22 protein-coding genes are annotated in these 24030 nt (G+C 66.0%); 7 read left to right on the top strand and 15 right to left on the bottom strand.

Features of this window, described 5'->3' with window-relative positions:
* The first annotated feature begins 28 nt into the window (after positions 1 to 28).
* Positions 29 to 859: a bestrophin-like domain gene (locus AYJ57_RS05340; RefSeq protein ID WP_157373974.1), complete on the top strand. Its 831-nt coding sequence runs from the start codon at positions 29 to 31 to the stop codon at positions 857 to 859.
* A 190-nt stretch (positions 860 to 1049) separates the two neighbouring features.
* Here AYJ57_RS05340 and AYJ57_RS05345 read toward each other — a convergent pair whose 3' ends face one another.
* On the bottom strand, positions 1050 to 2042 hold the full coding sequence (locus AYJ57_RS05345; RefSeq protein WP_083191156.1) for a YihY/virulence factor BrkB family protein: 993 nt from the start codon (positions 2040 to 2042) through the stop codon (positions 1050 to 1052).
* Positions 2043 to 2191: 149 nt separating this feature from the next.
* Here AYJ57_RS05345 and AYJ57_RS05350 point away from each other — a divergent pair, with 149 nt between their 5' ends.
* From AYJ57_RS05350 to AYJ57_RS05365, 4 genes are all read left to right on the top strand, one after another.
* Positions 2192 to 2722: a hypothetical protein gene (locus AYJ57_RS05350; RefSeq protein WP_066102249.1), complete on the top strand. Its 531-nt coding sequence runs from the start codon at positions 2192 to 2194 to the stop codon at positions 2720 to 2722.
* Positions 2723 to 2823: 101 nt separating this feature from the next.
* A complete protein-coding gene (locus AYJ57_RS05355) occupies positions 2824 to 3762 on the top strand; it encodes a diacylglycerol/lipid kinase family protein (RefSeq protein WP_237220198.1) in 939 nt (312 codons plus the stop codon).
* Positions 3759 to 4553, top strand: a complete 795-nt coding sequence (locus AYJ57_RS05360; protein ID WP_066102254.1) for a metallophosphoesterase family protein — start codon at positions 3759 to 3761, stop codon at positions 4551 to 4553. Before AYJ57_RS05355 ends, AYJ57_RS05360 begins: the two co-directional genes overlap by 4 nt.
* 86 nt (positions 4554 to 4639) lie before the next feature.
* A complete protein-coding gene (locus AYJ57_RS05365) occupies positions 4640 to 4855 on the top strand; it encodes a hypothetical protein (protein WP_066102256.1) in 216 nt (71 codons plus the stop codon).
* A 43-nt stretch (positions 4856 to 4898) separates the two neighbouring features.
* Here AYJ57_RS05365 and AYJ57_RS05370 read toward each other — a convergent pair whose 3' ends face one another.
* From AYJ57_RS05370 to msrB, 3 genes are all read right to left on the bottom strand, one after another.
* The gene (locus tag AYJ57_RS05370) at positions 4899 to 5519 is read right to left on the bottom strand and encodes an exopolysaccharide biosynthesis protein (RefSeq protein ID WP_066102260.1); all 621 of its coding nucleotides are present in this window, start codon (positions 5517 to 5519) and stop codon (positions 4899 to 4901) included.
* A gap of 118 nt (positions 5520 to 5637) precedes the next feature.
* Positions 5638 to 6147, bottom strand: coding sequence for a peptide-methionine (S)-S-oxide reductase MsrA (msrA, locus tag AYJ57_RS05375; RefSeq protein ID WP_066102262.1), 510 nt, complete (start codon positions 6145 to 6147; stop codon positions 5638 to 5640).
* Positions 6144 to 6593 carry a peptide-methionine (R)-S-oxide reductase MsrB gene (msrB, locus tag AYJ57_RS05380; RefSeq protein ID WP_066102268.1) on the bottom strand — a complete coding sequence of 150 codons (450 nt, stop codon included), beginning with the start codon at positions 6591 to 6593 and terminating at the stop codon, positions 6144 to 6146. The genes msrA and msrB overlap by 4 nt, the downstream gene beginning before the upstream one ends.
* A 319-nt stretch (positions 6594 to 6912) precedes the next feature.
* Here msrB and AYJ57_RS05385 point away from each other — a divergent pair, with 319 nt between their 5' ends.
* Entirely contained in the window at positions 6913 to 7455 is a 543-nt protein-coding gene (locus AYJ57_RS05385; protein ID WP_066102271.1) for a hypothetical protein, read from the top strand.
* A 297-nt stretch (positions 7456 to 7752) separates the two neighbouring features.
* Here AYJ57_RS05385 and queG read toward each other — a convergent pair whose 3' ends face one another.
* The 6 genes from queG to AYJ57_RS05415 form a co-directional block, all read right to left on the bottom strand.
* Positions 7753 to 8802 (bottom strand): tRNA epoxyqueuosine(34) reductase QueG, encoded by a 1050-nt coding sequence (gene queG, locus AYJ57_RS05390; RefSeq protein WP_066102274.1) that lies wholly within the window; start codon positions 8800 to 8802, stop codon positions 7753 to 7755.
* A gap of 110 nt (positions 8803 to 8912) precedes the next feature.
* Positions 8913 to 9578, bottom strand: a complete 666-nt coding sequence (gene fzlA / locus AYJ57_RS05395; RefSeq protein WP_066102277.1) for an FtsZ-binding protein FzlA — start codon at positions 9576 to 9578, stop codon at positions 8913 to 8915.
* 219 nt (positions 9579 to 9797) lie between these two features.
* Positions 9798 to 10562 (bottom strand): monofunctional biosynthetic peptidoglycan transglycosylase, encoded by a 765-nt coding sequence (gene mtgA / locus AYJ57_RS05400; protein WP_066102280.1) that lies wholly within the window; start codon positions 10560 to 10562, stop codon positions 9798 to 9800.
* Between the two features lie 120 nt (positions 10563 to 10682).
* On the bottom strand, positions 10683 to 15224 hold the full coding sequence (gltB, locus tag AYJ57_RS05405; protein WP_066102283.1) for a glutamate synthase large subunit: 4542 nt from the start codon (positions 15222 to 15224) through the stop codon (positions 10683 to 10685).
* Positions 15225 to 15383: 159 nt separating this feature from the next.
* Complete coding sequence (locus AYJ57_RS05410) at positions 15384 to 15821, bottom strand: GFA family protein (RefSeq protein ID WP_066102286.1); 438 nt, start codon at positions 15819 to 15821, stop codon at positions 15384 to 15386.
* 119 nt (positions 15822 to 15940) lie between these two features.
* Positions 15941 to 17380 carry an NAD(P)-dependent oxidoreductase gene (locus tag AYJ57_RS05415; protein WP_066102289.1) on the bottom strand — a complete coding sequence of 480 codons (1440 nt, stop codon included), beginning with the start codon at positions 17378 to 17380 and terminating at the stop codon, positions 15941 to 15943.
* A gap of 226 nt (positions 17381 to 17606) precedes the next feature.
* Between AYJ57_RS05415 and AYJ57_RS05420 the strand changes: the two genes are divergently transcribed.
* Entirely contained in the window at positions 17607 to 18410 is an 804-nt protein-coding gene (locus AYJ57_RS05420; protein ID WP_066102292.1) for an undecaprenyl-diphosphate phosphatase, read from the top strand.
* A gap of 283 nt (positions 18411 to 18693) precedes the next feature.
* Here the strand turns inward: AYJ57_RS05420 and rlmH are convergent, their stop codons facing one another.
* The 5 genes from rlmH to AYJ57_RS05445 form a co-directional block, all read right to left on the bottom strand.
* Positions 18694 to 19164 (bottom strand): 23S rRNA (pseudouridine(1915)-N(3))-methyltransferase RlmH, encoded by a 471-nt coding sequence (gene rlmH, locus AYJ57_RS05425; RefSeq protein WP_066102296.1) that lies wholly within the window; start codon positions 19162 to 19164, stop codon positions 18694 to 18696.
* Between the two features lie 12 nt (positions 19165 to 19176).
* Entirely contained in the window at positions 19177 to 19548 is a 372-nt protein-coding gene (gene rsfS / locus AYJ57_RS05430; protein WP_066106702.1) for a ribosome silencing factor, read from the bottom strand.
* Between the two features lie 246 nt (positions 19549 to 19794).
* Positions 19795 to 22134: an aldehyde dehydrogenase family protein gene (locus AYJ57_RS05435; RefSeq protein WP_066102299.1), complete on the bottom strand. Its 2340-nt coding sequence runs from the start codon at positions 22132 to 22134 to the stop codon at positions 19795 to 19797.
* Between the two features lie 31 nt (positions 22135 to 22165).
* Positions 22166 to 23158 (bottom strand): deoxyribose-phosphate aldolase, encoded by a 993-nt coding sequence (gene deoC, locus AYJ57_RS05440; RefSeq protein ID WP_066102302.1) that lies wholly within the window; start codon positions 23156 to 23158, stop codon positions 22166 to 22168.
* 72 nt (positions 23159 to 23230) lie between these two features.
* Positions 23231 to 23920, bottom strand: a complete 690-nt coding sequence (locus AYJ57_RS05445; RefSeq protein ID WP_066102305.1) for a putative nucleotide-diphospho-sugar transferase — start codon at positions 23918 to 23920, stop codon at positions 23231 to 23233.
* Positions 23921 to 24030: the final 110 nt, after the last annotated feature.

The raw sequence follows: 24030 nt of genomic DNA on the forward strand, positions 1-24030 counted from the left end.
GTGGCCCCATTTATGTCGGGTGTATCCGGTGAGCATTGCAGCACATCCTATTCCGTTCTGGCTGGTCATCGTCATTCTTCTGTTGGCCCTGCCCGCCTGCGCCTACGCGGGCTTTCGCTTCGGCAGTTTCGAGTTGCGCCGCCACGCGGCGGGCGATGCCAGCGTTCCGCTCGCTGGCGAGGCCTCTCTTGGTGCGCTCCTCGCGCTGCTGGGCCTTCTGCTTGGCTTCACCTTCAGCGCCACATTGAACTGGCGCGAGGCCAGCACCGCCGCCGTGGTCGAGGAAGGCGCGGCACTCGGCACCGCCTTCCTGCGTGCCGATCTTCTGCCCGAGGGCGCGGGCCGCCCCCTGCAGGAGGCGCTGCTGGAGTACACCCGCACGCGGGTCATCCCGGCGGGCCACCGCGCCACCCGCGCGCAGATCGACGCGGTGCTTGCCCGCTCCGCCGAGGCGCAGGCCAAACTCTGGCCCGCGGTCACCTCTGCGCTGACCCCGGACGTGCCCGGCCCCGTGCAGACCTTCGTTGCAGGCGGCGTGACCGAAGTGCTGGACGCGCACAGCCGCCGCGTGGCCGCTGCCTCAAAGTCGATCTCGGTCGGTATCTGGGGGCTTCTGGCCTTTTCGGCCGGGGCGGGCGTCTTCATCCTCGGCAACCGCACCGCGCTGCAGGGGCGCCGCCTGACGTGGCGCACCATGGTGTTCTCGCTGGTGCTGACCAGCGTTCTTGTCACCATCAACGATCTGTCCCGCGCGTCGGACGGGTTCACCACAGTGCGTCAGGACGCGATCCTCGCGACGATCGCCGATATGGAAGCCGCGCTTGGCGGCGCCGCCTTGGCCAGCGCCCGGCAGCCTTGAGGAACCGGTAACCCTGAGACTTTGGCCCCGAGACAAGAGAAAAGGCTCCACCCGGGGAAGGTGGAGCCTTGGTAGGGCCCGGGCCACATGAGGGAAGTCGGGACAGGTGGCAGCCCGGGAACAGGGACAGGACTGATCGTGCGTCCTTGCATCCCCAACACCCCGGAAAAAGAAAGGTTCCGCAAAAAGTTCAGTTTTTTTCGGGAAGTGCGTCCGGCGTCTCGGGGGCAGCCTCTGCGCGCTTCTCAGCGGCTGCTTTTTCTGCTGCCTTGCGCGCCGTGAGCACCCGCAAAAGCTCGGTATTGAGCTGCGCGCCCAGCAAGGTCACCAGCGCGCTGATGTAGAACCACAGCAGCAGGGCGACCACCGCACCAAGCGAGCCGTAGACCTCGTTGAGCCGGTCGAAGTTGCGCAGATAGCTGGCCAGCGCGAAAGACCCGAAGGCCCATGCGATCACCGCAATCGCCGCCCCCGGCGTCAGCCAGGGCATGCGCGAATGACGCTTGTTGGGGCCGAAGCGGTAGACAAGCGCCACGGCGAGATAGACCACGCACAAAAGCACGATCCATTTCGCCCCTTCCACCGCGATCTCGATCGAGGTGGGCAGCCCGACAAAGGCCAGCGCCACGGGGATCACCACCACCGCCGCGAAGGCCAGCAGCGCCACCAGCACCAGCAGCGCGGTCATCCCGTAGGCGACGACGACGCGGCGCACGGGGTTCATCCGATGCGGCGCCTCGGTCACCGTGTTCAGCCCGCGGATCAGCGCCGCGACCGACGCCCGCGCCGACCAGATCGCCAGCACGATCGACAGGATCGAGGCCCATTGCAGCGTCGAGCGGTTGGTCGAGATGAGCTGGGTAATCTGCGTGTCGATCAGCTGATAGGCGACCTCGGGGATCATTTCCGTGAGCAGGTCCATCTGCTCGGAAATGGCGATCGGATCGGCCCAATAGCCCCAGATCGCGATCACCGCCGCCATCGCCGGAAAGATCGACAGAAAAGCGTAAAAGGCCACACCGGCGGCAATCAGACCGAGGTTACGCTCGTCCATGCGCTGCCATGTGCGCCAGAGCGCGTGCAGCCAGCCGCGCAGACCGACAAAGCGCAGATGCAGTCGATCCTCTTCGGAAGAAGCGCGCTTTTTCTGTGTGGAAGGGCTGGAGGAGGTGCTCTGCGTCATGCGGGCAACCTGCGCAGAAGCCGCCGCAACGTCAATCCACGGCAAGCGCATGGCGCGTAAGAAATGGGCAGCCGTGGCAGATAAACCGAACCTTAGGCCCTGACGGCTATCGCTGCGGCAGTCCGCCAAAGCCGAGGCTGCCCTTGCCCATGTCACGCCCCTCCCGCCTGCGCTGCCTTCTGGCCTCTCTGCTCTGCCTCAGCGTGCCCTGCCCCGGTCTGCAGGCGGCGGACCAGACGCCGGATTTTGGCCCGGCCCTCGTGCTGCGGCGCGGCCCCGAGCCACCCGCCGCTTCTGCCAGCGCGGCGCCGGACCCCCGCGTGGTGGTGCGCGACGATGCCGGTGGGCCGCTGCGTCCGCGGCTGCGACAGGTGCAGCGGCTGCGCGCGCAAGGCGCGCGGGTCGAACTGCGCGGGCGCTTCTGCAACTCCGCCTGCACACTTCTGCTTGGCGCGGGCAATGTCTGCGTCTCGTCGCAAACGCAGTTCGGCTTTCACGGCCCGCACTATCTTGCCGGAACGATGAGCGCTGATCGCTTCGACCATTGGTCCACCCGCATGGCAGAGACCTACCCGCCCCCGCTGCGCGGCTGGTTCCTGTCTCGCGCACGCTTTGCAGGCCCGGTCCCGCTCACACTCACCGGGGCCGAGCTGATCGCCATGGGGGTCGCGCCGTGCTGACCGGGGATCGCAGCGCCGCGGGAACCACGCCCAAGGCCGCCGCGTTTACCGGATGAACCCCGATGGAGGCTGCGCCGGTGCCGGAACAACGCAAGATCTGTGTGATTCTGAACGAACATTCCGGGGACCACCCCGACAAGCAAAGCCGCCGAAAGACGCTCAACGCGCTTTTCGAGCGCTACGGGCTGGAGGCTGAACTGATCGGTCTGACCCCCGAGAAATCCATTCTCGACACTGCGCGCAAGGCCGCGAACAACGGCTGCGGCATCCTTGTGGCCGCGGGCGGCGACGGCACCATCGGCGCGGTCGCCACTGCCGCCCATGAGGCCGGTGTCACCATGGGGGTGATCCCGCAGGGCACGTTCAACTATTTCGCCCGGGGCCTCGACATCCCCGAGGAACCCGAAGGCGCCGTCGCGGTGCTGGCCACGGGCCGCATGCGCGAGATCAGCCTCGGCGAGGTCAACGGCGAGGTGTTCCTCAACAACGCCAGCCTTGGGATCTATCCGCTGATCCTGCGCACGCGCGAGGGTGTCTATCAGCGCTGGGGCCGGTCGCGCGTCGCCGCCTATTGGTCGGTGATCCTCGCGCTCGCCGGCTTCCGCCACCCGCTGCGCATGGAGGTCACCGTGGATGGCCGCAAAAGCCGCATCCGCACGCCGCTCGCCTTCGTGGCCAACAGCGCCTATCAGCTTGACCAGTTCAATCTCGACGGCGGCGATGCGATCCGCGACGGGGATTTCGTGCTCTTCACCTCCAAAGGCAGCAGCCGCTGGGACCTGATCCGCGCCTCGGTGCGCCTCGCCATGGGCAAGGCGCAGAAGGGCGAGGAGTTTGGCTTTGTCACCGGGCGCGACATCACGCTGCGCACCGATCGCCCGCGCGCGCTGGTCGCCCGCGATGGCGAAAAGGAACTGATGGAGACCCCGATCCGCTTCTGCCGCCGCGAGGCACCGCTGCGCGTCATGGTCCCGTCCGACAATACCCCCACCGAGAATACCCCGACCGAGAATACCCCGACCGAGCAAACTGCGGCATGACCCGACTGATCCACATCTCTGACCTGCATTTTGGCCGCGACGCGCCCGAGCTTCTTGATCCGCTGCTGCGCGCGGTCAACCGCGCCAAGCCAGACCTCGTTGCAGTCACCGGCGATTTCACACAGCGCGCCCGTCGCAGCCAGTACCGCGAGGCCCGCGCGTTTCTGCGCAAGCTGAGCGCGCCTTGGATGGCGGTGCCCGGAAACCACGACGTCTCGCTCGACAATCTCTGGCTGCGCTTCGTTCGCCCCTACCGCCGCTACCGCCGGTTCATCACCGAAGACATGATGCCGGTGAAACAGCTGCCGGGGCTCACCGTCGTGGGCTTCAACACCGTCGACCGCTTCCGCTGGCAGCGCGGCAAGATCCGCTGGCTGCAGATGCGCAATGCCTGCCGCATCTTCTCGGAAAGCAAGGGGCTTAACGTGGTGCTCGCCCACCACCCGTTCGAACAGGATGCGGATGTGGACAAATCGCTGATGCGCGATGCCGATCAGGCGATCGAACGGCTGTCGGAATGCGGCGCGCATCTGGTGCTGTCGGGCCATCTGCATCGCTGGCGGACAGAGCCGTTCCTGTCGCGCAAACATGGCGCGCAGGTGCTTCAGGTGCATGTGGGCACGGGGCTGTCGACCCGGCGGCGCGGGCAAGAGAATGATTTCGCCATCCTCGATCTGCAGAGCCACAGCGCCGAGATCCGCCGCATGGTCGCCCGCCATGGCCATTTCGACGAGGCCGAGCGGCGGCTCTACCACTTCGGCGAGCAAGGCTGGGCGCGCGCCGAGGCCTGAGCGTGCCGCCTCGGAACCGCTGCGCCGCAGCGACGTTGGTCCGGCAAGAGCATGGCACACATGCGCCACCGTCAGGAGAGGCCGAGATGAGCCAAGAGACGCAAGACCGCACGCATCAACATGACGTCGCCCACCCGCATGACGTGCGCGCCGGGCCGGGCGACGCGGGCGCTTGGGATCGCCCGGCGCCCCTGCCCCGAGACCCCGAGCCGCGCAGCCGTGGGTGGAAATCGCTGGTCCTGTTCTGCGCCCTCGCGCTGGTCGCGCTGCTGATCATCAGCGTCTTTGGCGCGGCCCCCTGAAGGGGCCGCCTGACAGGGCCACCCGACAGAGCCTCCGCGCTCCTCAGATCACGCCCGCGACCATCAGCGGCACCAGCACCGCCGCCGCCAGCGTGACGCAGCCCACCGTCGCGAAGAGCCCATCCCGCACCAGCATCGCCGTGGCAAAGCACAGCACCGTCACGCCGAGGATCGACGACGAGAAGGGCACCAGTTCCAGAAACGGCATCGCCAGCCCGCAGAGCACGCAGATCAGCTGCAGCACCTTGCGCATCGGCCCCGAAGTCATCACCCGCAGGCGCCGTTTGGCATGTTTGTCGAGCCAGTCGCTCAGCTTCCGCAGCTTATCCATCGCCTTGCGCGCTTTGGCGCCGTCGAAACTGCGGCTCATCAAGAAATCGGGCAGCCACAGATAGCGCCGCGAGATCAGCATTTGCCCCGCGATGAAGGCGATGAGCAGGCCGCAGAACGTCGAGAACAGCGGAATCCCCGACAGCGGCGAGACCACCAGCAGCGCCGGCACCATCAGCGCCGGCAGGAACGAGCTTTCGCCAAAGCTCTCAACCAGATCGCGCAGCGAAACCTTATCGCCCGAGGCCGCGTCCCGCAGCCGGTCGACGATCTCGCCCACCGGTCGCGAGGATTGCTCGACGGGCGCCTCCTGCACCGCGCTGCTGCTGCTCATGTTGCGCCGTCCTTCGTCGCTAGCCTCGGTAAATGGTCACCCGGCAAACGCGAACGCCCACACTGCGGTTCCCCGAAAGGTTCCGCGGCGCGGGCCCCGCAGAGCGCGCCCAGCACGCTCATTCCGCCGCGTCGCGTCGCGGCAGCACCCAATCGGGGCGTGGGAAGTGGCAGGTGTAGCCGCCAGGATAGCGCACAAGGTAATCCTGATGCTCCGGCTCGGCCTCCCAGAAGTCGCCCACCGGCTCTACCTCGGTCACCACCTTGCCCGGCCAGATGCCAGAGGCCTCGACATCGGCGATGGTCTCCAGCGCCTCTGCCTTCTGCGCCTCATCGACGTAATAGATCGCCGAGCGATAGCTCATCCCCAGATCATTGCCCTGACGGTTCAGCGTGGTCGGATCGTGGATCTGAAAGAAGAACTCCAGCAGGCGGCGATAGGAGGTCTTCTCGGTATCAAACCAGATCTCAATCCCTTCGGCATGGGTGCCGTGATTGCGGTAAGTGGCGTTGGGCACGTCACCCCCAGTATAGCCGACACGGGTTTCGGCCACCCCCGGCAGCTTGCGGATCAGATCCTGCATGCCCCAGAAACACCCACCTGCGAGAACTGCGCGCTGCAAGCTCATGCCACATCCTCCACCTGATCGAGGTAAGCGCCGTAGCCCTCGGCCTCCATGTCATCGCGATGCACAAAGCGCAGCGAGGCCGAGTTGATGCAATAGCGCAGCCCGCCGCGGTCCACTGGTCCGTCGGGGAACACATGCCCAAGGTGCGAGTCGCCGTGAGTCGAGCGCACCTCGGTGCGGATCATCCCGTGGGTGGTGTCACGCAGCTCGGCCACATGCGCGGGCTCGACCGGCTTGGTGAAGCTCGGCCAGCCGCAGCCGCTTTCGTATTTGTCGGACGAGGCAAAGAGCGGCTCGCCAGAGACGACATCGACGTAGATGCCCGGCTCTTTGTTGTCGAGATACTTGCCGGTGCCCGGCCGTTCGGTGCCGTTTTCCTGCGTGATGCGATACTGCTCGGGATCGAGCGTCGCGATCACGTCGGGATTGCGTTCATAGGTCGCCATGGAATGTCTCCGCTCGTGGTCTTGCCTCTAAGATGGGGCCCGTTGCCGCCAATGCAAAGCCCCCCTGAACAAGCGCCTGACCAAGCGGCTGCCCGCCTGCCCGTCCCTGCGCCCATCCTTGACGGCGCCGATTGCCGTAAGGGCAGCCGGAACCGGCGCTCCGCCGCCGCCCCTGCCCCATGGGTTCCGGCAATCCCCCGCCGGTTGGCACCTGCGGTGCGGCCGCAGGGATCCGAACCCCGCCCTCGCGCATTATCTGCATGACCGGCGCCGTGAAACGCGCCATCGCAACCGACCAAAGGATGCTTAGGAGACCGCCATGACCCTGCGTTCCACCACGAAATTCGGCCTCGCCGTTCTCACCGCCGCCTCGCTTTCGGGCGCGGCCCTTGCGCAGTCTTCCGGCACCGAAGACCCCGCGACGCAAAGCGAGACGCCGCTCGCCAGCAATGAGATGACCGAAAGCACCGGCGCCAGCGGCTCGGGCGTGACCGACACCACGCCGACCGCGACCACCACCACCGCCGACCTCGACGCCGAGGTGCCGCAAAGCTACGGGCAGGTGATCTCCTCGCTGCACAACGCCGATCTGGCGATGGCCGACCCCGAGACCGTGACCGAAGCCACGCGGCTCAACATCCACGCGCTGAGCGAACTCAAGGGGCAGGCCAACGAAAGCGCCGTGGCACTGGATGACGCGCTGGCCGAGGCCGGGCCGCAACTGCGGGCGTTGCGCGAGCTGATGTCGGGCAATGACGAGCTGACCGCGCAACTGGACGCCGAAGGCTATGATGTGGACGATGTGATCGGGGTCTACGCGGGCAGCGACAGCATCGAGCTGCTGGTCGACGACCGCGACTGATCAGCGCCACAGAAATCCGCGCTTCGGCGCGGCCACCGGGACTTACCTCAAGAGCCCGGCGGCCCTCCATGCCCATGGCGTGGGGGGCCGATTTTTGCACCCGAGGCTCGCACAGGCACGCTGCAAACACCCCCGTTCACACACCGTGTGTCGCGATCCCGTGAGCGTCCTTGCGCCGTATCGCCCCGCTGCCCATCTTTCCCGGCAGGAGGCACGTACCAATCCTGTCAGAGCCTCCGGAACCAAGACCCTCGTGGGCGTCGGTGCCATCCCTCGGCACCGGCGCTTCCGGGTCCTTCAGAGCCCCTGCAACCGCATCGCCGCCCATCGCGCCGCGTCCCGCACGGTCTCGTCCGGATCGTCGCAGAGCGCCAGCGCAGAGCCCCGCAGATCCCCCCGCCCGGAATTGCCGATGGCATAAAGCACATTGCGCACGAAGCGGTCGCGCCCGATCCGCTTGATCGGCGAGCCGGAAAACCGCGCTCGGAACCCCGCATCGTCCAGCGCCGCAAGCTCGGCCAGCGGCGGCGCCAGCAGGTCCTCGCGGGCGTGATATTTCACCTCCGCCGCGCGCTCGGCAAATTTGTTCCACGGACAGGCCGCGAGGCAATCGTCGCAGCCGTAGATGCGGTTGCCCATGAGCGCGCGCAGGTCTTCATCCACCGGGCCGTGATGCTCGATGGTCAGGTAGGAGATGCAGCGCCGCGCGTCGATCTGATAGGGCGCGGGAAAGGCCTGCGTCGGGCAAGCATCCAGACAGGCCCGGCACGAGCCACAATGGTCGCGCTCGGCAGCATCCGCCGGCAGATCCAGCGTGGTGAAGATCGAGCCCAGAAAGAACCACGAGCCCAGCTCGCGGCTCACAAGATTGGTGTGCTTGCCCTGCCAGCCCAAGCCCGCCGCCTGCCCCAGCGGCTTTTCCATCACCGGCGCAGTGTCGACAAAGACCTTGATCTGCGGCGCATCGCCCTCGCGCCCCGCCGCGTCGATGAGCCAGCGCCCCAGCCGCTTCAGCCGCTTCTTCACCACGTCATGATAATCGCGGTTCTGCGCGTAGACCGAGATCGCCGCCTGCTCCGGGCACTCCAGCACCGCCCGCGGATCATGCTCCGGCCCATAGTTCTCGGCCAGCATGATCACCGACCGCGCCTCAGGCCAGAGCGCCGAAGGATCGCCGCGCCAATGGGTGCGCTCGGCCATCCAGCCCATCTGCCCGTGACGCCCCGCCTCGAGAAACTCCGCCAGCCGTCCGGCCGCCTCCGGCACATCCCACGGGCGGCAGATGCGGCAGGCGGCAAAGCCCACCTCCGACGCCTCCGCCAGCAGCCGTGCCTTCAGATCATCCAAGCGTCCGCCCTTCCTCTTGGCGAAAATATCCCGGGGGTGAGGCGCGCCAGCGCCGAGGGGGCAGCGCCCCCTCCTCGATGCCCCTCCCAACAAGCCTCGGTAATCCGGCCTCAGAAGTCGAGATCGGCGTAATGCGCGGGCTGCGGGAAGCCGGGGATTTGATCGGCGAGGATCGAGCGGAAGGCCGGGCGCGATTTGATCTTGGCGTACCAATCCTTCACCGCCGCCGAGCGGTTCCAATCCACGTCCGAGATATAGTCGAGCGACGACAGATGCGCCGCGGCGGCGAAATCCGCCAGCGTCATCACGTCTCCCGCCAGCCAGCGCCGGTGGTCGAGCAGCCACGCCATGTAATCGAGGTGATATTTGATCGCCTTGGCCCCGGCCTTCACGTTCTTGCTGTCGGGAAAGCCGGTCTTCATGATCTTCTTGTTCACCCGCTCGTAGAGCAGCTTCGAAGTGACCTCATTGTGGAACTTGTCGTCGAACCAGCCGACGAGGCGGCGCACCTCGTAGCGCGCATCGGGCGAACGCGGCAGCAGCGCGGGCTCGGGGTATTTCTCTTCGAGCCATTCGCAGATGGCGGCGCTTTCGGACATGGTCTTGCCGTCGATGCGCAGCACCGGGACCTTGGCCGCCGGGTTGCGGCGCAGGAAATCCGCGTCCTGCTCCCAGTAGCGCTCTTCGACCAGCTCACATTCGATCTTCTTTTCTGCGAGGCTCAGGCGGACCTTGCGGCAGAACGGCGAAAGCGGCACGTGGTAAAGCTTGGCCATATAAGACTGCGGCTCCGAATGCTGTGGGAAATCTCTCGCCTGTTTGCCGTGAAAGCGGCGGCGTTTCAACAGGGCATGAGGACACGGGCGGGTGATGGCCGGATGTGGCCCCGGTTGGGAGGCGGTTTCGGGGGCGCTGCCCCCGCCGCGCTCTGCGCGGCTCCCCCGGCGTATTTTTAAAGAGAAGAAGCCCCTGGCGGCGAAACCCTGCGCGGCGGCTTATTCGAAACAGGCCGCGCGCCCGTCACGGGCGATGGTGGCGGCGCCGTCGCGGATCTGCGCGGCGCGGCGCTGCACGAAGTTCGACGGGCGCGACGCCGAGCGGTCCTTGGGATCGGGCAGGATCGCCGCGAGCCGGGCCGCCTGCGTCGAGCTGAGATCGGCTGGCGCCACGCCGAAGTAATGCCGCGCGGCGGCCTCGACCCCGAAGACGCCCTCATCGAACTCGGCGACATTCATATAGACCTCGAGGATCCGGCGTTTCGGCCAGAGCGCCTCCATCAGCGGGGTGATCGAAGCCTCCAGCGCCTTGCGCGGCCAGCTGCGCCCCTGCCAGAGGAAGGCGTTCTTCACCACCTGCTGGCTGATCGTCGAGGCGCCGCGGTTGCCGCCCTCGGCGATGGCGGCGCGGATCGCCCGCATGTCAAAGCCCCAATGGGTGCAGAAATTCGCATCCTCGGCGGCGACCAGCGCGCGCATCATCACCGGCGCCACATCCTCGGCATCGACCCAATCATAGGCCACCGGCTGGCCGAGCCTGCGGCCCTCGCTCCACATGTAGAACGTGCCGGGCGGGTTGATGAAACGGTAGCTCAGCACCGCCAGCACGGTCAGCGCCACCAGCAGCAGCGCCGCCTGCACCGCGCGCCGCACCAGCCCGCCGAGGGGCTTTGACCGCGATGCGGCCCCGCCCGCCTTGCCGGGTTTGCCAGACTTGCCGGTCTTTCTCGATTTGCCTGCGGTGTTTTTTGCTGCGCGCGCCATGGCGCCAGACTTACACGTCGCGGCGGGCATGGAAAAGCATCTCGCGCATCCAGCAAAGGGAAACGCCCGGACCTATGGCCCGGGCGCTGCGATCTTTGCGATGGCGGTGGCGGTGGCGGATCACTCCGCCGGAACCGCCATGTCCTGCTCGATGCCCAGCGGGTGGGCGATTTTGTCGAGCATCTCGCGCGGGCAGACCTGCAGGAACTTGTCCTTCTCGGTCACCCAGTTCTGCAGGATGTCCAGCGCCTTGCGGCTGCCGGTCTCTTGCGCATGGCGCTCGACCATGCCCTTGAGTTCCGCTTCCCAATGCTCTTCGGCCACCGGGCAGGTCACGAGGCTCTCCATGTTCATCAGGTCGGGCGCCAGCCCTTCGGGATCATAGAGATAGGCCATGCCGCCGGTCATGCCCGCGCCGAAGTTGGCGCCGATCGGGCCGAGGATCACCGCAAGACCGCCGGTCATATACTCGCAGCCGTTGGTGCCGCAGCCTTCGACCACCACTGTCGCGCCGGAGTTGCGGACCGCGAAACGCTCGCCCGCCTTGCCCGCGGCGAAGAGATAGCCGTCGGTCGCACCGTAGAGCACCGTGTTGCCGATGATCGTGTTCTCGGACGCGGTGAGCGGCGACATCATCGGCGGACGCACCACGATGGTGCCGCCCGACAGACCCTTGCCCACGTAGTCGTTGGCATCGCCCGACACTTCCAGCTTCAGACCCGGAGCCGCGAAGGCGCCCAGCGACTGGCCGGCAGAGCCGGTGAGCTTCACGTGCAGGTGGTCGGGCTGCAGCGCGTTGCGCATGCCGAACTTGCTGACGATATGGCTCGAGGTGCGCGTGCCCACGGTGCGGTGCGTGTTCTGCACCGCGTAGGACAGCTGCATCTTCTCGCCGTCTTCGAGGAAGCGGCTGCCGTCGCGAACGATCTCGGCGTCGAGCGTGTCGGGCACCACATTGCGGCCCTTCGAGCGGTCGTAGACGATGTCGTCGGCCCCATCCACGCGGATCAGCAGCGGGTTGAGGTCGAGATCGTCGAGATGCTCGGCCCCGCGGCTGACCTGGCTCAGCAGGTCGGCACGGCCGATCACGTCGTTCAGCGAGCGCGCACCGATGGAGGCGAGGATCTCGCGCACTTCGGTGGCGTAGAAGGTGATCAGGTTCACCACCTTCTCGGCGTTGCCGGTGAACTTGTCACGCAGCTCCGGATCCTGGGTACAGACGCCCACCGGGCAGGTGTTCGACTGACACTGGCGGACCATGATGCAGCCCATGGCGATCAGCGCGGCGGTGCCGATGCCGAACTCCTCGGCGCCCAGCATCGCGGCCATGACGATGTCACGCCCGGTGCGCAGGCCACCGTCGGTGCGCAGCGTCACGCGGTCGCGCAGCTTGTTCATCGCCAGCACCTGATGCGCCTCGGTGAGACCCATCTCCCACGGCAGACCCGCGTATTTGATCGAGGTCGCCGGCGAGGCACCGGTGCCGCCGTTGTGGCCCGAGATCAGGATGACGTCGGCCTTGGCCTTCGCCACGCCCGCAGCGATCGTGCCGACGCCCGAGGAGGCCACCAGCTTCACCGTCACCTTGCAGCGCGGGTTGATCTGCTTGAGGTCGTAGATCAGCTGCGCCAGATCCTCGATCGAATAGATGTCGTGGTGCGGCGGCGGCGAGATCAGCGTCACGCCCTTGGTCGAATGGCGCAGCTTGGCGATCAGCTCGGTGACCTTCATGCCGGGCAGCTGGCCACCCTCGCCGGGCTTGGCGCCCTGCGCGACCTTGATCTCAAGCTCTTCGCAGTGGTTCAGGTATTCGGCAGTGACGCCGAACCGGCCCGAGGCCACCTGCTTGATCTTCGCCGAGGGGTTGTCGCCGTTGGGCTCGGGCACGAAATGTGCCGGATCCTCGCCGCCCTCGCCGCTGTCGGACTTGGCGCCGATGCGGTTCATCGCGACGTTCAGCGTCTTATGCGCCTCGGGCGACAGCGCGCCGAGCGACATGCCGGGGGTGACGAAGCGCTTGCGGATCGAGGTGATGCTTTCCACCTCTTCCAGCGGGATCGCATTGCCCATCGGCTTGAAGTCCAGCAGGTCGCGCAGGTGGATCGGCGGGTTGGCCCGCATCGCCTTGGAGTAGGTCTTCCACAGCTCGTAGCTCGACTTGTTGCAGGCCGCCTGCATCAGGTGCATCGACTGCGCACCCCATGCGTGGGTCTCGCCCGACTTGCGCGCCTTGTAGAAGCCGCCGATCGGCAGCACGTCGCGGCCACCCTTGAAGCCAAGCGCGTGCACCTCTTCCGCCTTCTGCTGGATGCCGTGCACACCGATGCCCGAGATCCGCGACAGCATGCCGGGGAAATACTCGGCGCACATGGCGCGCGACAGGCCCACGGCCTCGAAGTTGAGACCGCCGCGGTAGGACGAGATCACCGAGATGCCCATCTTGGACATGATCTTCAGCAGGCCCTGATCGATCGCCTCGCGATAGCGCGCGACGTTCTCGGTCAGCGAGCCGTCCAGCAGGCCGCGCTCGATACGGTCGGCAATGCTGTCCTCGGCCAGATAGGGGTTCACGATGGTCGCGCCGCAGCCGACGAGAACCGCGAAGTAATGCGGGTCGATACATTCCGCCGAGCGCACACCCAGCGAGCAGAACGTCCGCAGACCCTTCTTGGTGAGCCAGCTGTGCACCGCCGACGTGGCGAGGATCATCGGCATGGCGACCTTGCCTTCGCCCTGATGATGATCGGTCAGCACGATGTGGCCGCCGCCCGAGCGCACGGCATCCTCTGCCTCGGCCCGGATGCGGGCCAGACCGTCACGCAGCGCGCCCTCACCGGCACCGGCGGGGAAGGTACAGTCGATCTCGACCAGCCCGGCGTTGAAGTGCTGGGTCAGCTCGTCGAACTGCGCGTTGGCCACGAAGGGCGTGTCCAGAACGAGGATCTCGGTCTGCGCCGAGCTCTCGTCGAGCACGTTCTTGAGGTTACCGAAGCGGGTCTTCAGCGACATCACTCGGAATTCGCGCAGGCTGTCGATCGGCGGGTTGGTCACCTGGCTGAAGTTCTGGCGGAAGAAGTGGCTCAGCGGCCGGTACTTCTTGGACAGAACCGCAGACGGCGTGTCGTCGCCCATCGAGGCGAGCATTTCCTTGCCGTCCTCGGCCATCGCCGAAAGCGACTGCTCGAGTTCCTCGATGCTGTAGCCTGCCGCGATCTGGCGCTTGCGCAGCTCACCACCGGTGAACAGCGGCTTCTCGGCGACTTTGCCAAGGCTCTCGTCCAGTTCGGTGATCTTGCCGACCCATTCGCCGAAGGGCTGGCTGGCGGCCAGACGGTCCTTGATCTCGGTGTCGTGGTAGAGCTTGCCCTCTTCCATGTCGACGGCGATCAGCTGGCCCGGGCCAAGCGCGCCCTTTTCGCGCACCGTCGACTCGTCGACCGGCACCATGCCCGCTTCGGAGCCCGCGATCAGCAGCCCGTCGCCGGTGACGACATAGCGCATCGGACGCAGGCCGTTGCGGTCGAGACCGCCGCAGACCCAGCGGCCATCGGTCATCGCCAGCGCGGCGGGGCCGTCCCACGGCTCCATCACCGAGTTGACGTAGGAATACATGTCGAGCCACGCCTGCGGCAGTTCCACCGCCTGCTTCGACCACGCCTCGGGGATCAGCATGGTCTTGGCCATCGGCGCGTTGCGCCCGGCGCGGACCAGCACTTCGAACACCGCGTCCAGCGCGGCGGAGTCCGACGCCCCATGCGCGATGATCGGCTTGATGTCCTCGGCCATCTCTCCGAAGGTCGCCGAGGCCATGCGGATCTCATGCGACTTCATCCAGTTGGTGTTGCCCTTGATGGTGTTGATCTCGCCGTTGTGGGCAAGCATCCGGAAGGGCTGCGCCAGCCACCATTGCGGGAAGGTGTTGGTGGAATAGCGCTGGTGGTAGATCGCGAAGGCAGACTCGAACCGCTCGTCCTGCAGGTCCGGGTAGAACACGGCGACCTGCTCGGCCAGCATCATGCCCTTGTAGATGATCGACCGGCACGACAGCGACGCGATATAAAGCCCGTTGATGCCCGCGGCAGCCGCAGCCTTCTCGATCCGGCGACGGATGACGTAAAGCTCACGCTCAAAGGTTTCCTCGTCCACGCCCTTGGCGTTGGAGATGAGGATCTGCTCGATCTCCGGGCGCGTCGCATTGGCCTTCTCGCCAAGGCACTCGACGCTCACCGGCACGTGGCGCCAGCCGTAGATGTAGTGCCCCATGCGCAGCACTTCGGTCTCGACGATGGTCCGGCAGGTCTCTTGCGCGCCAAAGTCGGTACGCGGCAGGAACACCTGACCCACGGCCATCAGCTCGCCCTTGCGCGGCGCGTGGCCGGTGCGCTCGATCTGATCGTAGAAGAAGCTGACAGGGATCTGCACGTGGATGCCCGCGCCGTCGCCGGTCTTGCCATCTGCGTCCACAGCGCCACGGTGCCAGATCGCCTTCAGCGCGGTGATGCCCGCCTCGACAACCTTGCGCGACGGCTTCCCGTCGATGGAGACAACAAGGCCGACGCCGCAGGAAGAGTGTTCATGCTCTTCGCGGAACAGGCCGTTCTCCTCCATCCACTTGCGCTTGGCTTCCTCTGCGGCAACCCAGTTTGCGTCGAAAGTGGTCATGGCTTAGCACCTCCATGGAAGGCCGCGCTGCGGCCGGGATACGTGGCTGGCGCGCGAGGCGCCGAATGAGATGGCGCGGGACCGCGCCGGAATGAAGTTGCGGCTCAGGCGCCGCGGGTCAGTCGTGCGGCTCAGGCGCCGCTGACAAGCTCTTGCGGCTCAAGCGCCGCTGACGTCCGAGCCGAATTTCTTCAGCGTCTCGACGCGGGTGTATGTCGGGTGGCCCCCGGAAAGCGCCCAGCTGTCCGGCTTTTCGTCCGAGAAGATTTCGCTCTTCATCTCGAACCCGTTGCCGTCATCCAGAAGCCCGAGGCAGACCTCGTACTCCCCTGCCCCGTCGACCCCCTTGTCGTAGCGGTACCAGAGCACCGAACCGCAGGTGCCGCAGAAGTGGCGCGAGGCCCAACTCGAGCTGCGGAAGCTGCGGATCGCCTCGGCCCCCTCGATCTGCATCGCCGCCTCGGGCACGTTCACCGCGAACAGCGCGGATCCGGCCCAGCGGCGGCACTGCTCGCAATGGCAGACGCCGAAATTGCCGAACTCGGTCACGGTGAAGCGCACCGCGCCACAGAGGCAATGTCCGGTCTTCTGCGTCATGCTCCGATCCTTTTCTCGGCGAAGGTCGGCAGGGCTGACCTTTCTTTGCGGCTCTCTTCGGGGGCTGCACGCCCCATGCGTATGGATTGTGCATGGGATGTGCATCGGTTGTGCAGGGCTTACTCGGCGGCGATCGCCGCGAGCTTGTCGAAGTCCTTGAGCACGTGTTCGGCGCAATCGCGGCCGTCACGGATCGCCCAGACCACGAGGCTTGCGCCACGCACGATGTCACCCACCGCATAGACGCCCGGAAGACCGGTGCGGCCCGAGGTGAACTCGGCTTTGATGGTGCCCCAGCGGGTCACTTCCAGCTCGGGCGCGCCCCACAGCGTCGGCAGCTCTTCCGGCTCGAAGCCAAGCGCCTTGATCACCAGATCGGCGGGCTCTTCGTAGTCGGCACCCTCGATCACTTCGGGCGACTGGCGGCCCGTTGCATCAGGCAGGCCAAGGCGCATCTTCTGGACCATCACGGCCTCGACAGACGCATCCCCCTTGAAGCCCTTGGGCGCGGTCAGCCATTCGAACTGCACGCCTTCTTCCTCGGCGTTGGCGGTCTCGCGCTGCGAGCCCGGCATGTTGGCACGGTCGCGGCGATAGAGACATTTCACGCTTTCGGCGCCCTGACGGATCGCGGTGCGCAGGCAGTCCATGGCGGTGTCACCGCCGCCGATGACCACGACCTTCTTGCCCTTGGCGTTCAGCTCGCCGCTTTCGAACTCGGGCACGGTGTCGCCGAAGTTGGCGGTGCGGTTCGAGGCGGTGAGATAGTCGATCGCCTTGACGATGCCCTTGGCACCCGCGCCGGGGCCGCGCAGGTCGCGCGACTTGTAGACGCCGGTGGCGATGATCACCGCGTCATGCTGATCGCGGATCTCGTCAAAGCTCATGTCCTCGCCGACGTTGCAGTTGTAGACGAAGCGCACGCCGCCGTCCTCAAGCTGCTTGATACGGCGCATCACCACGTCTTTCTCGAGCTTGAAGCCCGGAATGCCGTAGGTCAGCAGGCCGCCGCCACGGTCGTAGCGGTCATAGACTGTGACCTGCACGCCCGCGCGGCGCAGCATGTCGGCGGCCGCAAGGCCGCCGGGGCCCGCGCCAATGATGCCAACGCTTTCGTCACGTTCCGAAACCGGCGCGGCGGGCTTCACCCAGCCCTGCTCCCACGCGGTGTCGGTGATGTATTTTTCGACAGAGCCGATGGTCACGGTTCCGTGACCAGACTGCTCGATCACGCAGTTGCCTTCGCACAGACGGTCCTGCGGGCAGATGCGACCGCAGATCTCGGGGAAGGTGTTGGTGGCCTGGCTGATCTCGTAGGCTTCTTCCAGACGGCCGGTCGCGGTGAGGCGCAGCCAGTCGGGAATATTGTTGTGCAGAGGGCAGTGCGACTGGCAGTAGGGCACACCGCATTGGCTGCAGCGGCTCGCCTGCTCCTCGGCCTTGGCCTTTGCGAACTCAGCATAAATTTCGTCGAAGTCGTGGCTGCGGACACTGGCCTCCCGCTTCTCGGGCATGTCGCGCTCGATCTTCACGAATTTCAGCATGGGTTGCTTTGCCATGATGCCTTGTCTCCAAGCAAATCAATCGGTCGGGCTTCATTACAGAAGGTCGAAACCGAATAAAAGTCAGACATACTGACCTATATTGATAAAAATTTGACTGAAGGCGTCTCGCGCACCCATTCTTGATCAAAAAATAGGTCCGAAACCGGACCAATTTCACTCTTTCCCCCTGAAAACCAAGGGCCTATAGCGGAAGAGGTTATTTCAGCGGAGACCAGAGTATATGCCCCTGTCTCAACTTATTCTCCTCGCCCTGATCCAGGGCATTACCGAGTTTCTCCCCATTTCCTCCTCCGGTCACCTGATTCTTCTGCCGAATCTCACGGGCATGGACGATCAGGGGCAGGTCATCGACGTGGCGGTCCATGTGGGCACGCTTTTTGCTGTGGTGCTGTATTTCTGGTCAGACGTGAGAACCGGTCTCGCGGGTGTGCCGCGGATGCTCACCGGCAAGATCGACACTCCCGGCTCCAAGCTCGCCTTCCTGCTCGCGGTCGCCACTGTGCCGGTGATCCTGATCGGGCTGATCCTCAATCTCACCGGCCTTTCGGACATGCTGCGCTCGGTCGCGGTAATCGGCTGGACGATGCTGGTCTTTGGCATCGTGCTGTGGTGGGCCGACCAGAAGGGCCCGCAGATGAAGACCGAAGAGGATTGGAACCTTGGCGACGCGATCAAGCTGGGCCTCTGGCAGGCCGTCGCGCTGATCCCCGGCACCTCGCGGTCGGGCATCACCATCACCGGCGCGCGGCAGATGGGCTACACGCGGCACGACGCCGCCAAGATCTCGATGCTGATGTCGATCCCCACGATCTTCGCCTCTGGCGTGCTGCTGGGCGCAGAGGTGGTCGGCACCGCCGACGCGCAGGCTGCCAAGGACGGCGCCATTGCCGCCGCCTTCGCCTTCGTCTCTGCCCTGCTTGCGCTGACGCTGATGATGCGGCTGCTGCGATCGGTCAGCTTCACCCCCTATGTGATCTACCGCGTGATCCTTGGGGTCATCCTGCTGGTCTACGCTTACAGCTGAGCCCCTGCCCCTGATCCTTCCCCCTAAACCCTGCCCCCTGAAAATGGGGAGCCCCGGAGTTCGGGGAAACTCCGGGGCTGTTGACCTACCCGGGACCGGCGGGGGAGCCGGCAGGGACAGATAATGGGCACGTCAACCTCGCTCGTCTTCACAGCTGCGCGACGGCGCGATAACTTGCAGCTAATTCAGGGTTTTCCGCCTTTGCAACGAACGGGTTGTGTCCGCGCGGATTCCCGCCAAGGTCGAGTCGCCCTAACGGCGAAAACCCGCCGATAGAGTGACTTCAGACGCGATGATAAGGACTTCCGGCCAGAATCGAGGCTGCGCGGTAGAGCTGTTCTGACAGCATCACCCGCACCAGCATATGCGGCCAGACCATCTGCCCGAAAGACAGCGCCATATCCGCCTCGGCCCGCAGTGACGGGTCAATCCCGTCCGCACCGCCGATGACGAAGGCCAGATCCCCCACCCCCTGATCGCGGAAATCCGCGACCTGCCGGGAGAAGTCGGGGGAGCTCATCAGCCTGCCGCGCTCATCCAGCACACACAGTTTGGCCCCCGAAGGGATCGCCTTGCGCAGCAGCACGGCTTCGGCGGCCATACCGCCGCCCTTGCGGTCTTCGACTTCTGAAACGCTCACCGGGCCGAGGCCAAGCGCCCGCCCGGTGCGGTCGAACCGCTTAAGATAATCGTCAATAAGGTCGCGCTCGGGGCCAGACCGAAGCCGGCCCACGACGCAGAGATGCACGCGCATGAACGCTCCGGATCAGGTCGCGCTCTGGGTCACCTTGCCCAGCGGCATCCACATCTTCTCGAGCTGGTAGAACTCGCGCACTTCGGGGCGGAACACATGGACAATCACATCGCCAGTGTCGATCAGCACCCAGTCACCGGTCTCTTCGCCCTCGGTTTTGGCAAGGACGCCCAGCTCGTGTTTCAGATCCTCGGCAACCTTCTCGGCGATCGAAGCCACCTGCCGCGAGGAGCGCCCCGAGCAGATTACCATGTGATCGCAGACAGAGGTCTTGCCGCGCAGGTCGATCTGCACGATTTCCTCGGCCTTGTTGTCGTCGAGAGACTTGAGGACGGCGGCAAGGATCTGCTCGCTCGTGACCTCGGTATGGGGCAGTGCCGTCATGGGCATCCCCGCATCAGCGGCACCAGCCGCATCGGCAGTAACAGACAGGACAGTGTCCTCCTTGGTTGCGCGCGCCGAATGTAACCCCGGCGCAGGGCATGCTCTAAAGATAGCATCGCGGGGCCGTTTTCTCAACGCCGCGGCGAAAGACAGCCCTTTAGACAAGGCAGCCGCCTGAATCAACGATGAATCATCAGCGGAATTGGCGGGGCGCCATGCGCCCCGCGCAAGCCGACTCAGCGCGCGTCACGCGCCCCAGGGGATCCAGACGGTCTGCACCTCGGTCGCCGCCTCGAGGAAGGGCTCGCCCTCCCCCGCCGCCGCGGACCAGTCGCGCGCCTTGCCGTCGTTGACCCATGTGCGCTTGAGGTTGCCCGCAGCGCCCGCCTCGATGGCTTTCGACAGGTCCGACGAGGAAAAGCTCCACACCGCCTCCACATCCATGTGGCTGGCAAGGGTCGAGGCAAGCTCTTCATGCGGACCGGTCAGGATGTTGACCACCCCGCCCGGCAGGTCCGACGTGTCGAGCACCTGATAGAAATCCGTCGCCGCCAACGGGAAGGGCTCGGAGGCGACCAGCACCACGCGGTTACCCATAGCGATAGCGGGCGCCATCACCGACACCAGCCCCAGCAGCGGCGCCTCGTCCGGGCAGAAGGCACCGATCACACCGGTGGGCTTGCGCAGAGCCAGCGCGGTGCCGCGCAGCGGGACGGGCTTCACCGCACCCTCGTATTTGTCGGCCCAAGCGGCATAGGTGAACAGCCGGTCGACCGAGGCCTCGACCTCTGCCGCGCCTCCCTTGCCGCCGGTCATCGCGTCGATCCGCGCCGCGAACTCGCCCGCCCGCGCCTGCAGGTTCTCGGCGATGAAATAGATCACCTGCGCGCGGTTGTGTGCCGTGGCCGACGACCAGCCCGCCGCCCCCCGCGCCGCCTCGACGGCGTTGCGGATGTCCTTGCGCGACGAGATCGGCGCCTGCCCCAGCAGACGGCCCTTCTTGTCGTAGATGTTCTGCGCGTAGCCCCCATCGGGCCGCGCCTGCTTGCCGCCGATGTAGAGCTTGGCTGTGCGGTCCACATCCTGCGGCTCGGCGCTCTCACCGGCGAAGGGCTCAACCTTCTTCAGCGCCTTCGCCTTGCCCGCCGGCCGCGTGTAGGCGCCAAGCCCTTCCCAGCCGCCCTCGCGGCCAAAGCCGCTCTCGCGCAACCCGCCAAAGGGCGCCGCCGCATCGAACATATTGCTGCCGTTGATCCAGACCACCCCGGCCTCGAGCTTCGGCGCCACGTCGAGGGCGGTGTTGATGTTTTCCGACCAGACCGAGGCCGCGAGGCCATAGCGCGTGTTGTTGGCGATCTGCACCGCCTCGGACGGGGTGCGGAAGGTGGTCGAGACCAGCACCGGGCCGAAGATCTCTTCCTGCATCAGCAGCGATGCGGGCGAGAGACCCGTCACCAGCGTCGGCGCGATGAAACAGCCCTCGGGCGCGGCGCAACCGGTGTAGACCTCGCCCTCACCCGCGGCCTTCTGCATCAGCGCCTCAATCCGGCCCTTCTGCTCGGGATCGACGATGGCGCCGATGTCGATGCACTTGTCGAGCGGATCGCCAAGGCGCAGCTTGTCCATCCGTGCCTTGAGCTTGTCGTGGAAGCGCTCGGCGATGCCCTCCTGTACCAGCAGGCGCGAGCCCGCGCAGCAGACCTGCCCCTGGTTGAACCAGATGGCGTCCACCAGCCCTTCGACCGCGCTGTCGAGGTCTGCGTCTTCAAAGACCACATAGGCCGATTTGCCGCCCAGCTCGAGCGTCAGCGACTTGCCGCTGCCCGCGGTGGCGGCGCGGATCTTGCGCCCCACCTCGGTCGAGCCGGTGAAGGCGATCTTGTCGACCTCGGCGCCGGTGATCATCTCGCCCACGGCACCGTCGCCGGTGACGATGTTCACGACGCCCTTCGGCAGCCCGGCCTGCTGGCAGAGATCGGCAAAGCAGAGCGCGGTGAGCGAGGTCCACTCGGCGGGTTTCAGCACCACCGTATTGCCCATCGCCAGCGCCGGAGCGATTTTCCAGGCCAGCATCAGCAGCGGGAAGTTCCACGGCACGATCTGGCCGCAGACGCCCAGCGCCTCCCGCCCCGGAAGCTCCGCGTCCATCAGCTGCGCACAGCCCGCGTGGTAGTAGAAATGCCGCGCCACGAGCGGCACGTCGATGTCGCGGCTCTCGCGGATCGGCTTGCCGTTGTCCAGCGTCTCCAGCACCGCCATCAGCCGCGCATGTTTCTGCAGCAGCCGCGCCAGCGCATAGAGGAAGCGCGCCCGGCCCTTGCCGCCCAGCTTCGCCCAGCCCGGCTGCGCCGCGCGCGCGGCTTTCACCGCTGCGTCGACGTCGCCCTGCGTGGCCTGCGTGACCTCGGCCAGCACCTCGCCGGTGGCGGGGTTGCGGCTCTCGAAGGTCGCGCCCGGCTTGGTGAAGCCGCCGTCGATATAGCAGCCAAAACGCGAGCCCTGATCGACAATCCAAGTCAGCGCATCCGCGGCGCTCTCGGGGGCCGGTCCGTAGTCCATGCTCTCGAAAATCTCTTTCACGCCCATGTCATTGTTCTCCAAATACGCAGACGCGCCATCAGCTCGTGGCGTGGCGCCAGGAGGCCGAGTAGGCCCCGGTCACGTGGTGTTCCAGCTGGCGCTCGATGTCGCCCAGCAGCGAAGAGGCCCCGAAGCGGTAAAGGTCGGGCTGCAGCCAGCGGTCGCCCAGCTCTTCCTTGACCAGCGCCAGATAAGTCACCGCATCCTTGGCCTTGGAAATCCCGCCCGCAGGCTTGTAACCGACGCGATAGCCGGTCTCTTCGAAATATTCGCGGATCGCCCGCATCATCACGAGACTCACGGGCAGGGTCGCGTTGACGCTTTCCTTGCCGGTCGAGGTCTTGATGAAATCGGCGCCCGCCATCATGCAGACCATCGAGGCGCGCGCAACGTTCTGCAGCGTGCCCAGCTCGCCGGTGGCGAGGATCGCCTTAACATGCGCCTCGCCGCAGGCCTCGCGGAAGGCGCGCATCTCGTCATAGAGCGCCTGCCAGTCGCCGGTCAGCACGTGACGGCGCGAGATGACGATGTCGATCTCCCGCGCGCCCGCCTTCACGCTCTCGGTGATCTCGGCAACGCGCAGATGGAAGGGCGAGAGCCCCGCCGGGAAGCCGGTGGAGACCGCGGCCACGGGAATGCCGGTGCCCTCCAGCGCCGCGACGGCGGGGGCGATCATATCGTGATAAACGCAGACCGCGCCGGTGGTCAGCCCTTCGAGCCCCAGCGCCTCGAGGATATCGGCCCGCACCGGCTGGCGCGCCTTGGCGCAGAGCCGCGCGACGCGGCCCGGCGTGTCGTCGCCCGCCAGCGTGGTCAGGTCGATGCAGCTGATGGCGCGCGCGAGCCACGCCGCCTGATAGTCCTTCTTCACCGAGCGGCGGCCCGGCAGCGTCGCGGCGCGGCGCTCGATCGCCGAGCGGTTGGCGGTGCAGCGCATGACCACATCCATATCGAGCGGCATGCCGGGGTTGCGCGGCTCGTGAACCTGCGGCAGCAGGCGGGTCTCGTCTCGGGTCATCGTGTCAGACATGGATCACATCCTCCGGGATGAAGGGTCGCATGAGCCTCTCCTGCGGGCAAGCTGGCGCAGGAGCGGGCCGGGTCAGCGGATACGGTTGGACAGCCAGCGCAGAAAACCGTTCTTCTGCGGGCGCAAAAGTTCAAGGTGCAGGATGCGCGGTTTCGGCGCGTCGGACCAGATCAGTTCCGACGCCTCAAAGACGCGCTTGTTGAATTGCGGCGGCAGCACGTAGAAATTCACATCCGACTGCCACAGCGCCTCGCGGAAGGCGGGCTGGTCGATCTTCATCCCCGAGGCGAGATAGCGGCGCACCCAATCGTCAAAAAAGGCGTCGGTGCGCGGCGTCTTGCGATAGAGCAGCACGCCGCAGTTGATCTCGGGGAAGCTCTCGGGCAGGTCGAGTTCGATTTTCTTGAGGTGCCGTTTGCGGTGCCACAGGATCACCTGCGCGCCGCAGAGCTCATACTTGCGCAGCAGCCCGAACATCGGGCCAAGATCGCTGCGGATGATCGTGTCGTTGTCGAGATAGAGGGTCTCGTCATAGGGCGACTGCGAGAGCAGCTCAATTTTCGGACGTTTCATCCCCTCGGGGATGATGAACCCGGCGTCGAAGCCCGAGGTATCATCCCCCTCCTTGCACCAGATCGCCGTCTCGATTTCCGGGTTCCAGCGCTTGACGCTCGCCGCCGACCGCCGCGCGACATCGACATGCTCGCGGCCCCAGGCGGTATAGATCACTCCGCGGCGCGGCGCGGTCTCATTTTGCGTCATGCAAACCTCCGATACTGCTGGGGGACATAGGGCTTTGGCAACGGTCTGTAAATCCGCCGCCCCGCGCTGACCCTGCGGCAGTGCAGGGGCCACCACGCCGCGCCATTGCG

This window comes from Salipiger sp. CCB-MM3 (assembly GCF_001687105.1).
Lineage (GTDB): Bacteria > Pseudomonadota > Alphaproteobacteria > Rhodobacterales > Rhodobacteraceae > Salipiger.

Excerpts from the sequence above, each read along its gene's own strand:
- AYJ57_RS05345 (WP_083191156.1), bottom strand. The coding sequence starts at position 2,042 with ATGACGCAGAGCACCTCCTCCAGCCCTTCCACACAGAAAAAGCGCGCT.
- AYJ57_RS05350 (WP_066102249.1), top strand. The coding sequence starts at position 2,192 with ATGTCACGCCCCTCCCGCCTGCGCTGCCTTCTGGCCTCTCTGCTCTGC.
- AYJ57_RS05360 (WP_066102254.1), top strand. The coding sequence starts at position 3,759 with ATGACCCGACTGATCCACATCTCTGACCTGCATTTTGGCCGCGACGCG.
- AYJ57_RS05365 (WP_066102256.1), top strand. The coding sequence starts at position 4,640 with ATGAGCCAAGAGACGCAAGACCGCACGCATCAACATGACGTCGCCCAC.
- AYJ57_RS05370 (WP_066102260.1), bottom strand. The coding sequence starts at position 5,519 with ATGAGCAGCAGCAGCGCGGTGCAGGAGGCGCCCGTCGAGCAATCCTCG.
- msrA (WP_066102262.1), bottom strand. The coding sequence starts at position 6,147 with ATGAGCTTGCAGCGCGCAGTTCTCGCAGGTGGGTGTTTCTGGGGCATG.
- msrB (WP_066102268.1), bottom strand. The coding sequence starts at position 6,593 with ATGGCGACCTATGAACGCAATCCCGACGTGATCGCGACGCTCGATCCC.
- AYJ57_RS05385 (WP_066102271.1), top strand. The coding sequence starts at position 6,913 with ATGACCCTGCGTTCCACCACGAAATTCGGCCTCGCCGTTCTCACCGCC.
- fzlA (WP_066102277.1), bottom strand. The coding sequence starts at position 9,578 with ATGGCCAAGCTTTACCACGTGCCGCTTTCGCCGTTCTGCCGCAAGGTC.
- mtgA (WP_066102280.1), bottom strand. The coding sequence starts at position 10,562 with ATGGCGCGCGCAGCAAAAAACACCGCAGGCAAATCGAGAAAGACCGGC.
- gltB (WP_066102283.1), bottom strand. The coding sequence starts at position 15,224 with ATGACCACTTTCGACGCAAACTGGGTTGCCGCAGAGGAAGCCAAGCGC.
- AYJ57_RS05410 (WP_066102286.1), bottom strand. The coding sequence starts at position 15,821 with ATGACGCAGAAGACCGGACATTGCCTCTGTGGCGCGGTGCGCTTCACC.
- AYJ57_RS05415 (WP_066102289.1), bottom strand. The coding sequence starts at position 17,380 with ATGGCAAAGCAACCCATGCTGAAATTCGTGAAGATCGAGCGCGACATG.
- AYJ57_RS05420 (WP_066102292.1), top strand. The coding sequence starts at position 17,607 with ATGCCCCTGTCTCAACTTATTCTCCTCGCCCTGATCCAGGGCATTACC.
- rlmH (WP_066102296.1), bottom strand. The coding sequence starts at position 19,164 with ATGCGCGTGCATCTCTGCGTCGTGGGCCGGCTTCGGTCTGGCCCCGAG.
- rsfS (WP_066106702.1), bottom strand. The coding sequence starts at position 19,548 with ATGACGGCACTGCCCCATACCGAGGTCACGAGCGAGCAGATCCTTGCC.
- AYJ57_RS05435 (WP_066102299.1), bottom strand. The coding sequence starts at position 22,134 with ATGGGCGTGAAAGAGATTTTCGAGAGCATGGACTACGGACCGGCCCCC.
- deoC (WP_066102302.1), bottom strand. The coding sequence starts at position 23,158 with ATGTCTGACACGATGACCCGAGACGAGACCCGCCTGCTGCCGCAGGTT.
- AYJ57_RS05445 (WP_066102305.1), bottom strand. The coding sequence starts at position 23,920 with ATGACGCAAAATGAGACCGCGCCGCGCCGCGGAGTGATCTATACCGCC.